Source organism: Lactiplantibacillus sp. 7.2.4 (assembly GCF_018991185.1).
GTDB classification, from domain to species: domain Bacteria; phylum Bacillota; class Bacilli; order Lactobacillales; family Lactobacillaceae; genus Lactiplantibacillus; species Lactiplantibacillus pentosus.
Genome location: NZ_JAGYGS010000026.1, coordinates 13230 through 26872, shown reverse-complemented (window position 1 = coordinate 26872; position 13643 = coordinate 13230). Strand labels below are relative to the sequence as shown.

The window sequence follows — 13643 nt, the reverse complement described above, 5'->3', positions numbered from 1 at the left end:
CCGAAAACGTTAATTAGTCTAAACCAATAAGTTAACAAAAAAGTCATAAATTCATCGCAAAATTATCTGAAAATCAGGAATTATTTCATACCGTAACGTAATTAAGTTCATATTCCAAGTCTAAAATGGTTCTTGTATTAATGAATGACTCGGTTTCTGAAGTGGTACCGGGGATGTTCAGATTACTGGAAAGAATAGAAATTAGCTGAAGCGGAGCGATGACGATGACCCTCAATATTGCAATAGTTTTAATTACGTTATTAGTATCATTTGTATTAATGGCCATGGAAATTACCACGCCTAACGCGGTCATCCTCTGTGCCCTGGCATTTTTGATGTTCGTGGGGATTCTATCGCCAACAGATGCCTTATCTGGATTTGCCAATGATGGGCTCGCGACAATCGCGTTAATGTATATTATCGCGTACGCCATCGCGAAGAGTAATTTGATTACTCGATTATTTGACCGGATTCTCGGTGATGGCCATAATGAAAAACGGTCGCTGCTGCGGCTGCTCGCCAGTGTCAGCGTGATTTCACCCTTCATGAACAATACGCCAATCGTGTCAACCTTGACGCCGATGGTTCAGCGCTGGACCAAGCGCAAGGGGATGGCGGTTTCTAAATTTTTGATTCCATTATCGTACGCCACGATCTTGAGTGGGTTGCTGACTGTTTTAGGGACGTCGACCAACTTGGTGGCGCAGGGCTTATTATCGAAGTACAAATTGGCTAAGTTCGGAACGTTCGACCTCGCCATCGTCGGGATTCCAATCACAATTATTGGGCTGATTTACTTACTAACAGTCGGTTACCGGCTATTGCCAAGCTATTATGGCAGCAGTGTCGATGATGTGGCCGCTGAACCGAATGATTATTTGATTGAAATGTCGATTTCTGATGAGTTTGAACATTTGAATGAAACGGTGGCTGAAGCCAAATTGCGGAACTTGCCACGCTCCTTTTTAGCCGCCATTAATCGGGGTGGGCAGGCAATCGTGCCGGTTGCGGATGATACGGTGTTACGACTCGGCGACCGCCTGTACTTTACCGGGACCTTTGATTGCATCAACGATTTAATGAATATCAAGGGATTGGTCCCAAGTACTCAGAAAATTAATTTGGCAGATATTACCAACGAACGAGCGCGGTTAGTCGAAGTTTCGATTCCTGACACTTCGAGTTTAGTTAACCAAAGTATCAAGTCCGCCCGTTTTCGGAACGTTTTCGGCAGCGTCGCCGTTGCAATTCGGCGGAATGGCGTCAATCTGGAAGGTCGGCTCGGTGGCATTCGGCTCAAAGGTGGCGACAACCTGGTCATGATTACAACGAGTGACCAGGATGAATTGGCGACTTTGAAAGACTTGCACGTCTTCAACTCACAACCCGTCCAGTCCCGCAAACATACCTACAAAGACTTTTTACCGATTTTCTTGTTAGTGGCGACGATTGTCGTTTCAACGATGGGGATTATTGATTTATTCGTTGGTTTGGCTGCATCCTGCGTGGTGTTATTCCTGACGAAGTGTGTGTCGATCAGTGACATCGTTAAGGCGGTCGATATGAACGTGCTGTTCCTAGTCGCAAGTAGTTATGGTCTAGGATTAGCGATGTCCAATGTCGGTGCCGATAAGTTCATTGCAAAGTCGCTAGTTGCCATTACTGGTAACGCATCACCAATCATCTACATGTTTTTGATCTACTTTGTCACGAACTTCCTGACAGCTATTTTATCCAACGCGGCGGCGCTCTCGTTAATGTTTCCAGTGGTCGTGTCGGCCGCCAAACTGGAGGACCTGCCCGTTATGATGTTGGTCATGCTGATCACGATTGCGGCGACGGCAGACTTTTCGACGCCAATCGGCTATCAGACTAACTTGATTGTGTATGGACCTGGTCATTATAAATTTACTGATTACTTCAAAGTTGGGATTCCACTGAATTTAATCTGTATGGTCGTCTGTGTCTTCGTTTTGTATTACTATTATATGGTGATACTGTAATTTTGATGTTAATCTGCGGCATGAAGTTTGGCTGGCCGCGAGTACAAGTGACTAATTGAATAAAATCTGATTGCGTTGCTCGCTGGATGCGGATGACGCGTTGATCAGAGAAACTAAACTAAACGCAAGCGTGCAGAATTTCTGGACGCTTTTTTGCGTTGAATAGGGTGTCACGGTGGAAAGACGGGGGATGACGTGGTAGGAATACCAAAACGAGTGGCCCTGGGTACCATGCGATGATGGTAGCTGGGGCGGTTCTGACTGCCAGTCACTGACTTGATAATCCGAAGTCGGAAGCCCCAAATAATTGCGAAAATAAATTATTTAATTTTTAGGGAACAAACCACTAGTATTCTAAAACCAAAGTTGATATACTAGCAAAGTTTGCTTGATTGTTTGGTTAACAGGAAAACGATTACAAGCAGGCCATCTTAATTAACGAAAGGAGTGCGGAAATGAACGATTTAACAAAGGGGAAACCGTTAAAATTAATTTTCTGGTTTACAATTCCATTACTAATCGGTAACATTTTTCAGCAATTTTATAGTTTGTCAGACACGTTGATCGTTGGTCAGACACTTGGGGTCAAAGCCTTAGCAGCTGTCGGGTCAACGGGGAGTGTCCAGTTCTTGATTATCGGGTTCGCGCAAGGCTTGACGGCCGGGCTGTCGATTTTAACGGCGCAACATTTTGGTGCCCGTGATTTTAAAGCAGTTCGGCGGAGTTTTGCCATCAGTATCGTGGTCAGTCTAATCGTCGGTATTATTTTGACGGTACTGTCACTGATATTTGTGGACCATATTTTGTTGCTGATGCAGACGCCAACGGATATTATCGCGGACGCCCGAACCTTCTTACAAATCATGCTTGGCGGGATGTTAGCCCCGATTGGTTTTAACTTGTTGTCGAACATCATTCGCGCACTCGGCGATAGTCGGACACCGTTGTGGTTTCTGATTATCAGTGCCTTAATTAATATTGGCCTCGAATTACTGTTCATTCTGGTCTTTAAGTGGGGCATCGCCGGTGCTAGCTGGGCCACTATTCTGGCACAAGCGATTGCGACTTTGATGTGCGTGGTGTATATCATGGTCAAGGTGCCAATTCTGCACATTGGCTGGCGCCATTTCAAGCTAGTCTGGGCAGAAGTACGGGCACATTTGAACGTCGGTTTACCCATGGCGTTTCAAATGTCAATCATTGCGATTGGGACGATTGTCTTACAAGCTGCTCTGAATAGTCTCGGAACGAACTCAGTGGCCGCAACGACTGCCGCTCAAAAAATTGACCAATTGGCGACGCAACCGCTGATGTCGTTTGGGGTCACGATGGCGACCTTTGCGGCTCAAAATTACGGCGCCCACAAGTATGAACGGATTATTACTGGTGTCAAACAAACGATGTGGCTGTCGGGGAGTTTTAGTGTCGTTGCTGGTCTGATTGAAATTATCTGGGGCAAGCAACTGGTCGGCTTCTTCGTTGGTCATCAAGATGTGGCCGTCCTGAACTTGTCGCAGACGTATTTTAACGTCATTGGGAGTACTTATTTATTACTGTCGATGCTCTTCATTATGCGTAACACGCTTCAAGGTCTGGGTCGCAGTGCGATTCCGACACTGGCCGGAGCTGCGGAACTATTCATGCGGGTGTTCGCTGCTTTGATTTTGGTTCGACTGCTCGGTTACGCCGGGGCATGTAGCTCGGAGCCACTAGCCTGGCTGGGCTCGTGTGCAGTACTTTTGCCGGCGTACATTAAGTCCGTTCGTGATTTGCGGCGTCAAGAACGCATGACGACCGTGGTCGCTGAAGAACCGACGCCTATTTTGGCAGATTCAGACAAATCATAATTAAGACTTGCAACAAGCTAGATTTTTTGATAATATTTGTTATCAATTTTATTTTAAAAGTTTCTGGATGGGTCGCTAGCAACAGTGAACTAGCGGCACACCAAGAAGGGTTAAGGAGTTTAACACATGGCCGTAGAATTAAAAATTGGCGATTATGTCGCCGGTAAAAAGTTTGCTTCACTAGAACATGATTTCAAGGGTGAAATTGAAAAAGTGTATGAAAATTCAGTTTTGATCCTCATTAAAGAATTTGAAAAAGCTGACGAACCAATCGTCAATGAGTACAACCACCGGGCCGTTGTTCGTAAGGAAGACGCTAAGCTCATCAAGGCGGCACCAAAAGCCAAGGTTGTTCCTCAAAAAGAAGACTAAAAAATTTATAAATAACCATGACAACAGAAAAAATGTATGCTATACTAATTTCTGTTGTTAAATGCGGGTGTAGTTTAGTGGTAAAATTCAAGCTTCCCAAGCTTGCGTCGCGGGTCCGATTCCCGTCACCCGCTTTGTAGTTAACTTCAAGGTTGAAATGGCCTTTGCTACAAGTTCCTCACTTATGGTCCGTTGGTCTAGTTGGTTTAGGACGCCTGCCTGTCACGCAGGAGATCACGAGTTCGAGTCTCGTACGGACCGTAATTTAGATAAAAACGTGTCGTTTGACGGCACGTTTTTTTGTTAGAATCAATCTCTGATGGCTGGCCTCACTTTATTTATAAAAGTCTGGTACGGTCAATTGCTGATTTGCACTGACATTCTGGCCAATTTGGATGAAAAGAGGAGAACTCGATGAATTTTACAACAATTGCTTTTGATCAGTTAACGGTGCGCCAATTGCATCAAATCTACAAGCTACGAGTGGCAGTCTTCGTCGTTGAGCAGCACTGTCCGTATCAAGAGGTCGATGATACCGATTTGACCGCTTGGCACCTACTGGGGCAGGATCAACAGGGGCACTTAATTGCATACGCACGCTTGATGCAGGAAGCGAATCATCAGGCCCGCATTGGTCGAGTGTTGACGAATCCGGACTTTCGTGGTCAGGGTGCCGGCAAGCAATTGGTACAGCGGGCGCTTGAGCAGATCAATGCGTTATGGCCGGAAACGACGCAGGTCAATATCCAGGCACAACACTACTTGGACCGCTTCTATCGTCGCTTTGGCTTTGAGCCCGTGTCAGCAGTCTATCTGGAGGACGGTATTCCGCACCAAGACATGGTTTTGAAGTTACGCTAGTCAAATGCAATAAATTCTGTTATACTAACGCATGGTAAAAATTTACACGTCTAATGAGAAAGAATAGTACAATAACGGGTCAGCACAGCGAATTCGGGATGATGGAAGCCGAATCTGAGCCATATTGGAAGCGCGCTTTTGAAGACGACAATTCGATAATAAGTGGATGCAATATCAATTAGAGTGGTACCGCGGGAACATCTCGTCTCTTACATGTTATAAAAATATGTAGGGGACTTTTTTTGTCCCGCCACGCAAGTCAAGGAGGACAATATGGATTACAAACAACTCGTTACGGCAGCCTTAGCGCCTGCCTTACCAGATTTCACTAAGGAAGCGATTTTCGAAAAACTCGAACAACCAAAGACTTCCAAACAAGGTGATTTAGCCTTTCCAACTTTTACGTTGGCTAAGACGTTACACAAAGCACCACAGATGATTGCCAGTGACATCGTCGAAAAGGTTGACGACACTGATTTTGAAAAGGTCGTTGCCATGGGCCCTTACGTCAACTTCTTCTTCAAGAAGGATGCGTTTGCGGCCGATATTTTAGGCCAAGTACTGAGCGCTGAAGGTCATTTTGGTGATAGCAAGTTAGGTGAACAGGGGCAAGTGCCAATTGACATGTCATCACCAAACATCGCCAAGCCAATCTCAATGGGCCATTTACGCTCAACTGTGATTGGTAATTCATTAGCCAATATCTTAAGTAAGTTGGATTACCAACCCGTTAAAATCAACCATTTGGGCGACTGGGGCACGCAATTCGGTAAGTTGATCACGGCCTACAAGATGTGGGGGAGTGAAGCCGAAGTCAAGGCTGATCCAATCAATAACTTGTTGAAGTACTACGTGCGGTTCCATAAGGAAGATGTTGATCACCCAGAAATGGACGATGAAGCACGTGAATGGTTCAAAAAGTTGGAAAATGGCGATGAAGAAGCGACTAAGTTATGGTCATGGTTCCGTTCTGAATCACTGAAAGCTTTCAAGAAGATTTATCAACGGTTAGACATTGACTTTGATTCCTTCAAGGGTGAAGCCTTCTACAACGACAAGATGCAAGAAGTTGTCGACATTTTGGAAGACAAGCACTTGTTGCAAGAAAGCCAAGGTGCTGAAGTTGTTGATTTGAGCAAATATGACTTAAATCCAGCTCTGATCAAGAAGTCTGATGGTGCGACACTGTACATCACCCGGGACTTAGCTGCCGCGATTTACCGGAAGCGGACTTATGATTTCGTTCAATCCCTCTACGTCGTGGGTAACGAACAGACGAACCACTTCAAGCAATTGAAGGCCGTCTTGACCGAAATGGGCTTTGACTGGGCGGATGAAATTCATCATATTCCATTCGGCTTGATCACTTCTGGTGGTAAGAAGTTGTCAACGCGGAGTGGCCGGGTCATCTTGTTAGACAAGGTCTTAGATGATGCCGTTTCATTAGCACATGAACAGATTGAAGCCAAGAACCCTGACTTACCTAACAAGGATGAAGTTGCGGATGCAGTCGGAATTGGCGCCGTTGTTTTCCATGACTTGAAGAACGAACGGATGAACAGCTTCGACTTCAACTTGGAAGAAGTCGTTCGTTTTGAAGGTGAAACTGGACCTTACGTACAATACGCACATGCTCGGGCGGAAAGTATCTTACGCAAAGCGGGTAGTCCTGAAATTGCCACGACGGATCAAGCCTTAGCAGACCCTGCTGCCTGGGATACCCTCAAATTATTGAGCGAATTCCCAGCAACGGTCGTTCGGGCAAGTACCGAATACGAACCATCAGTGGTTGCCAAGTACGCCATCCACTTGGCAAAGGCCTTCAACAAGTACTATGCCAACACCAAGATCTTAGTCGAAGATGATGACTTGAATGCACGGCTTGCACTGGTCAAGAGTGTCAGCATCGTCTTGAAGGAAGCCTTGCGCTTACTTGGGGTTAAGGCGCCTGACGAAATGTAATTTATGCATAACTAAAGTTTTAAATCGAGTCGCTCTGAGAATGGACAAGTTCTTGGGGCGACTTTTTTAGCCAGCATATTCTCGAGCATAACGCGTTGTGGACCGGATTGCGCTTAGGTAACGCCTGTTAGTCAGTAACTGGTTAGCGTATTTTGACCTTCCACAAATAGTGGATACCACGTGAAGTGCCAATAATAATAACCAGCGGCCACGCCAGTAGTTGCAGGCAGCCGTGAATAATGAAAGCGACGGTGATACCCATCAAGTCATCTTGATAGTCATTTTTAGCCAGTAACATGTCGCGGCTGATGACCGGATTGAGTGCGTTGCGATAGATTTCGGTGAGACTCTGATGGTTGCCAGTCGTTTGGTGTAGTGATTGGGAAGCAGCGGAAATCAGCTGAAACGGGTGACGGGTAAGTTTAGGTACTAGCGCCATTAATAAGGGATGTGCAACGAAATAGGCACTAAGCAAGTAGCCATTGACGAGTGTCCAATGAAACTTAAACTGACCTGTGGGTGATGCCGTTACGGCGTATACTGCGATAATCGTAAACAACGCACACCGAATGTAGTCAGCACCCACGAGCATGGCTAATTTTTTCATTGTGAGTCATTTCCCTGCCTAATCTGTTTTTTGCTTGATTATAGCGAATAATGGGCGCTTTGATCGCCTCAATTCCTTAATAAGGCAAGTTTCGATACCAAATAGTTCTGCGACTGTTTGGAGTGACCGGGTGGTATTCTGAAGGGTAATTCGAAAAGCCATATTGGGGGCCTGGTGATGAGTTATTTGGAACTAACAAATATTCATAAAAGTTATCAAATCGGTAAACAAAAATTTGACGTTTTAAAGGGCATTAATCTGCAATTTGAACTGGGGGAATTTGTGGCGATTGTGGGTGAGTCCGGTGGCGGTAAGACGACATTGGTGAATATCATTAGTGGTTTGGACCATGATTTCGCCGGGACAGTCCGGATTGCGGGACAGTTGCTGGATTACCACCACGAGAAGCAGCTTGACCAATATCGGCGTGAGGTGATCGGCTATATTTCGCAGTCATACAACTTGATTGCCCATCTAACGGTGCTCGAAAATGTGATGCTGGCGCTAGACATGACCAAGCTCAGTCATGGGGAACGACTCCGACGCGCACATGAGTTACTGGCGCAAGTTGGTTTGACCGCCCAAATCAGAAAGTATCCACAGCAACTTTCCGGTGGGCAAAAACAACGGGTCGCGATTGCGCGGGCACTGGCTGGCGACCCGCAGATACTGATTGCAGACGAACCCACGGGTGCGCTTGATGCGGACAACACGGCCGAAGTGATGGCGATGCTTCAGAAAATCGCCCAAGATGGCCGTTTAGTGATTTGCGTCACCCATTCTCAGCGGGTGGCTCACGCCGCTAGTCGGATTGCCGAACTCAACGATGGTCACATTCAACCACAATCGAATGCAAACGGACAACAGCAAGCTTCACCTGTGAGCGTTGGTGCGGCAACGGACGCCGGTTCACCCAAGAAACCCCAGCCGATAGTTCGACAACAGCTACCCGCACGGCCGTTGCCTTGGCACGTCTCAGTCATGATGGCGTTTAAACACATGCGCCATACTTGGACATGGAATACATTAATCGTCATTGGGACCGCGATTGGATTGTTTGCAGTAATGCTTTTCAATGGCTTGGGAACAGGAATCAAAGGCTATATCAACCATGAGATGAACGCATTAGTGGATCCGCAGTCAATCATGGTCATGCATCAGGCCGATAATGCTAAGGATCGAGAAGAACAAGCTGCGGCGGTCTATGATCCCGCAGTGGCTGGCGGAATCGCCGCGCGGATGCCAGTGTTTACGGGGCCTCAGCTGACTGCGTTGCGGGACCTAAAACATGTGACTACTATTGAACCAGGTATTTCAGCGACGAACGCGACGATTGCCATTAATCGACAGAAATTTGCGGCGCCAGAACTCACGACTTGGACGAGTGATGAATCAACCCGTAATTTGAAAGTGGGCCACGTTCCAGGTAATAACCAAATTGTCCTCGATAAATCGTCGATTGCCCAGAAGTGGTCGGGAACCAAATGGCGACAATTAGTTGGCCAGCCGGTATCGGTTAGTTATCAGACCTTCAATCTCCAAGGAAAGCCAGTGACAATTAGTCGTACACTGACTGTTGCCGGTATCGTCGATAGTTCCTCAGAAGTCGGAATCAATGCGCTTAATTACCAGACGATGCAATCGATGCGGGCCGCTGCCAAGGTTTCGACCCAGCCAACGTTTGTTACGGCCCGAATTACGAGTCGGATGCAGAACCAGGCGGTGGTTAACGAAATTAATCATCTGACGATTGATGGTAAACGGCCGTTTGCCGCGACGAGTATTTCCGCAACGCTGGATTCGTTCAATACTTACGTTAATATTGCCACTGCCGTTTTAGCGGCGATCGCAGGCATTTCATTGGTTGTTTCCGCACTCATGATCATTGTAACTATGTTCATGTCGGTCAGTGCCCGCATGAAAGAAATTGGTATTTTACGGTCGTTGGGTGAACGACGGCGGGATATTCGACGCTTGTTTACCAGTGAAGCCTTAATGATTGGATTAATTAGCGCCACCATCGCAACGGGCCTGTCGTACGTTGCTGCACGGGGCTTGAATCATATGCTAGCCAAATTGACAGGGGGCTATGCATTGGTTCAAATTCAGTTCAGTAATATTGTGGTTGTCTTTATTCTGGCTATCGTCATTGCTTGGTTAGCCGCTATTTTGCCAGCACGGCGAGCCGCACGGGCAAATCCAATCAAAGCCTTGTTAAGTGAATAAGGCTTCGATTGTCTTCGAGTGAAATGTGCAGCTCGAATGTCACAAAGCTATTCTATAAATGATGGCTTTCACATTAAATTGTTATCTTAGCTCAACTAGTGTGACTTGCTGGCTGAGCTGATTTTTTTAACGATATCTTTCGCATCTTACGTGACAACGTCTCAGGTTATCGTGAGTTTTCATTACTTTATCAAGCTAAAATTAGGTGACCAGTGGTTGCTAAATGTCAACGAACGACTCTGGTTGTGCTGCTAGTTAGTTAATTGATAGAACAAATTATTATTAGTAAAAACTAATTTTTGCTCGAAATATTGACATTTTATAAATTGAATTGCAATTGTTTAAATTGTGTACGGCTGATTTTGAAGATTTGAGAGTCTGGGCAGAACCGTGTCTTGACAGTTAATCTGACGGGAACAGTTGTGTTGATTTTACTTGTTCAGCGAGTGAATTAATTCGCCAACAAACTTATCAGTGACTTCTCATAAAAAGCCCGAAATTCCCCCATTTGTACATGCAAAATACTAGCAATTACAAGTCGCTGCGGTTATGCTGTTGGTGTAAATTAAGTGAGGGAGGTTATTACTTTGAAGAAACAACCGCATACACTGGTTATCGGTGGCACACAGCCAGCCAGCGGAAAAAGTTTGTTGACGCTCGCGTTAGCAAATGTACTGACGAATTGGGGCGCCACGGTCACGGTTGTACAATGTGACTACCATACAGCAACGTGGACGACGATTAATGGCCGTTCGAACCACGAGTGGCAAACGGACATCCAAACGGCAGCGGAACTTGATGAATTTTGGCTGGCATTGCAAGGGATTCAAAGCGACTATTTACTAGTTGATCTCGCTTCAAGTGGTCCGACACACGACAATTATACCTGGTTATGGAATGAATGTTGGTTACCTCTAGCGCAACAAATTATTTTAACCTATTCTACTGAGACAGACGTCAATACGTTGTTATACCAAGATCTAGGTGCGTTACAATTCAGCATGGAATACACGGTAACCAATCCCAAAATCTACACGGTTTTGAACCAATACCCTGCACCAGTGGCAGTTCGGCGGCAGAGGCCTGTGGCGGAGTTAGTGCCATTTCACCGGCAGTTTCAAACCCGACACGCTGAATTTGCGGCCCTGGATCTGCAACCCCTAGGAATGTTAGCGGATGCGCGCAAACATCCAGAGCAGGTCTTGGCAGACGCCACTCAGATTTTGACCAAATTAGTAGCTTAATTCTTTAAACCAAACGACACGCGCTGTGAGGAGCAACGGGTGCTTTTTTGTGTCGCGTCGGGCGCCGGTGTACCCCAAAATTGTATTTAAAAAAAGCTGTGGCCTGGACCAGCCGCGATTCAAATCGTGACACGGTTACCAGATGTCACAATGCGACACGATTTAATATGGGGAGCTGATTAGCGATGGCGATAATCAATGGCCTGTTTGATGAGGCAAAATCCGACAATCACGGCACCAAGCATTGGTAACGCCCAGGACCCGAGGTGCAAGATCAATCTGGGGGCCAGTAAACTCCCAATCACGGTACTAGTATCAATAATAGTGAGGACCCACATCATGAGTGTGTGGCGGTTGCTAGTGGGCATCTGCTGAATATGCGTAAAAAATTGAATGTTCGTTTGACTACGCAGGACGCCGAGCACCAGCATCATTGGTAGTAGCTGGTATAATGATGCACGCATGAACAGCAAGCAGATACCGGCTGATAACGTTAAAGTCAGTAATGTGTATGGCTTACTTCATCTGAAAACAACCGGCCCCAGCAAGATACCGAGTGCATTTGCCGTCAATAGCCAACTTAATTGCCAGTGACCCTGAAGGTAGGTGACAGCAATCCAGGGAATACATACGGCAACAACAGCATCGATTAGATAACCGATGACCGCGTAACTTAATGCCCATTTAGGTAGCGCAACCGATCGAAAGCTAGAATGCTTAGCTCCCTGAGGTGATGGGGCACTAGGGCTAACTTGAAATTGCCAGTCTAGACCAGCTGAAAAGCCGAACGCACCACCCATGATCAGAATCAGCGTCGCGGGGTCAAGCCACAACAACGCACCCGTAATGATTGTGGTGGCACTAACAATTGCCAGCTGACGAATCTGGGTTTGATAACCGTTGATGGTTTTAAGCCGTGTGCGGGCAAATAGCTCCGGGAGCGCCGTTTTATTGCCAAGTTTATAAAAGACACCAATCGACTTATTGAGAATCGCGACCACCACTAATCCGGTAATGGTCCAGTTTCTAATTTCGAACCAGCCATAGGCACCAATAAACAGAAGCGCAGTCAAAATATCAGTCACAAACATAATCGTTTTTGCTGAATAGTGGGATAACACTTGGCCTGCCACCAAATTGAGACCAATCGCAGGTAACATCATTAAAGCCATGACGTGACCAAGTGTCTGTGGATTACCTGTCTTTTGAATCGTGAGCCAAGTGACCAGATAGTTGAATCCGTAAAAGCAAAAGAACGTGATGATCATGCTACCGAGATAACAAACCAAGTTGTGGCGGTCGCTACCACTAGCGGTATCAAGCTGTTCCATCAGCTAATCACCACGGGTGTATGGGTCGGGATATTCTCGTACAACCACTTGGCATCGGCAATCGACAGGCGGATGCAGCCGTGTGAATTGGCCACTTTCCCGAGTTGTTCAGCTTCTGACTTAATATAGTGGTTATTTGCATCTACGGGTACCGAGTGGAAGAGGTAGATACCGTGGTCTTTGAAGGAGACCCAATAATTGGCCCCTTCACCGGACTGGGCATTAAAAAAGTGCAGGCCGCGTTCCGGCTGAATCTCAAAGTGACCACGCGGTGTCTCAGAGCCTTGTTTACCAGTTGAGGCGCGCATAGTATAGAGGACGTGGTCGTTGTTTTTTAAATAAACGCGCTGCCGTTTGATTGAGACTTGAATGTTCAAGTCGGCATAGTTGCTCAGCGTTGGATAGGCCTTGCGCATGGACGGCTGATGCCAGTCGATTTTGACCGGCGTCGGTGCCTTAGGCTTAGCAGCGGGCCGAGTCACAGCGATGGTTGATTTTGCCTGGACGGCGTGCTGATGATGGCTAATGAAGAGCTGTCCAAAGCCAATCAAAATGGTCAAACTACTGGCTGCAATGGTCAGCCAAATGAGTTGTGTTTCACGTGTTTTCAAATCGATTCCCCCCGCAAATGAACGATTGCATCATAATAGTGTAGTTTACTCAGCGAACGAACGTTTGTTTATCAAAATTGTGTAAACTTTGCATATTGTTTGCGTAAAGTTTTGGCTGAGTGACGAAATGCTGATGGATTTCGGATGAAGCGGGGGACTAAATGTTAATGCAACTCAGCCAACACAGATACTAATCGGCTTATACTGAGCTATTGATTGAATGACAATACTAAAAGCGCATCAAGAATCAACGCGACTCTTGATGCGCTTAATTTCATGATAACAGTTTCGGTGTGGTCGCTTATTGTAAGCTGGCGACCTTGGCAACGATTTTTGCCGGTGTTTCCCATTCAGAACGTTCGAATTCAGAAACGGGGACTTCAATCCCTAATTGATTTTGGAGTTCCAATAAAAGTTGCACAGAACCCATTGAATCTAAGATGCCTTCATCAAATAAATTGGCATCCATATTACTTGAAACATCTTCCCCAGTTAGATCTTGTAAAATCGATAATACCGTTGCTTTAACATCGTCCATGATTAACATACTCCCCTTATTCATAATTAATGGAACAGTAT

At 46.1% G+C, this 13643-nt stretch carries 12 protein-coding genes and 2 tRNA genes; 9 read left to right on the top strand and 5 right to left on the bottom strand.

Annotated features, from left to right (window positions below; all coding sequences use genetic code 11):
* The first annotated feature begins 224 nt into the window (after positions 1-224).
* The 7 genes from KGF70_RS09410 to argS all read left to right on the top strand — a co-directional run bounded on the left by KGF70_RS09410 (position 225) and on the right by argS (position 7045).
* Entirely contained in the window at positions 225-2003 is a 1779-nt protein-coding gene (locus KGF70_RS09410) for an SLC13 family permease (protein ID WP_216768074.1), read from the top strand.
* Between the two features lie 455 nt (positions 2004-2458).
* Positions 2459-3850 (top strand): MATE family efflux transporter, encoded by a 1392-nt coding sequence (locus tag KGF70_RS09405; RefSeq protein WP_088769709.1) that lies wholly within the window; start codon positions 2459-2461, stop codon positions 3848-3850.
* Positions 3851-3976: 126 nt separating this feature from the next.
* Entirely contained in the window at positions 3977-4222 is a 246-nt protein-coding gene (locus KGF70_RS09400) for a hypothetical protein (RefSeq protein WP_003638418.1), read from the top strand.
* Positions 4223-4285: 63 nt separating this feature from the next.
* Positions 4286-4356 (top strand) — tRNA-Gly (locus KGF70_RS09395).
* 52 nt (positions 4357-4408) lie between these two features.
* Positions 4409-4483, top strand: a tRNA-Asp gene (locus KGF70_RS09390).
* Between the two features lie 153 nt (positions 4484-4636).
* Positions 4637-5083, top strand: a complete 447-nt coding sequence (locus tag KGF70_RS09385; RefSeq protein WP_216768075.1) for a GNAT family N-acetyltransferase — start codon at positions 4637-4639, stop codon at positions 5081-5083.
* Between the two features lie 273 nt (positions 5084-5356).
* Positions 5357-7045 carry an arginine--tRNA ligase gene (gene argS / locus KGF70_RS09380; RefSeq protein WP_056952368.1) on the top strand — a complete coding sequence of 563 codons (1689 nt, stop codon included), beginning with the start codon at positions 5357-5359 and terminating at the stop codon, positions 7043-7045.
* A 142-nt stretch (positions 7046-7187) separates the two neighbouring features.
* Here argS and KGF70_RS09375 read toward each other — a convergent pair whose 3' ends face one another.
* Complete coding sequence (locus KGF70_RS09375) at positions 7188-7652, bottom strand: hypothetical protein (RefSeq protein WP_216768076.1); 465 nt, start codon at positions 7650-7652, stop codon at positions 7188-7190.
* 177 nt (positions 7653-7829) lie between these two features.
* On the opposite strand from KGF70_RS09375, the gene KGF70_RS09370 reads away from it, so the two are divergent.
* Both KGF70_RS09370 and KGF70_RS09365 read left to right on the top strand, forming a co-directional pair.
* Positions 7830-9878 carry an ATP-binding cassette domain-containing protein gene (locus tag KGF70_RS09370; RefSeq protein WP_065674664.1) on the top strand — a complete coding sequence of 683 codons (2049 nt, stop codon included), beginning with the start codon at positions 7830-7832 and terminating at the stop codon, positions 9876-9878.
* 587 nt (positions 9879-10465) lie between these two features.
* Positions 10466-11122, top strand: coding sequence for a hypothetical protein (locus KGF70_RS09365; RefSeq protein WP_105922355.1), 657 nt, complete (start codon positions 10466-10468; stop codon positions 11120-11122).
* Positions 11123-11301: 179 nt separating this feature from the next.
* On the opposite strand, the gene KGF70_RS17265 is transcribed toward KGF70_RS09365, so the two are convergent.
* The 4 genes from KGF70_RS17265 to dltC form a co-directional block, all read right to left on the bottom strand.
* Positions 11302-11586: a hypothetical protein gene (locus KGF70_RS17265; protein WP_253954752.1), complete on the bottom strand. Its 285-nt coding sequence runs from the start codon at positions 11584-11586 to the stop codon at positions 11302-11304.
* A gap of 57 nt (positions 11587-11643) precedes the next feature.
* Positions 11644-12453, bottom strand: a complete 810-nt coding sequence (locus KGF70_RS09360; protein WP_253954753.1) for a hypothetical protein — start codon at positions 12451-12453, stop codon at positions 11644-11646.
* Positions 12453-13064: a L,D-transpeptidase gene (locus KGF70_RS09355; RefSeq protein WP_216768077.1), complete on the bottom strand. Its 612-nt coding sequence runs from the start codon at positions 13062-13064 to the stop codon at positions 12453-12455. The genes KGF70_RS09360 and KGF70_RS09355 overlap by 1 nt, the downstream gene beginning before the upstream one ends.
* Before the next feature lie 301 nt (positions 13065-13365).
* Positions 13366-13602: a D-alanine--poly(phosphoribitol) ligase subunit DltC gene (gene dltC, locus KGF70_RS09350; protein WP_003638426.1), complete on the bottom strand. Its 237-nt coding sequence runs from the start codon at positions 13600-13602 to the stop codon at positions 13366-13368.
* Between the last annotated feature and the right edge of the window lie 41 nt (positions 13603-13643).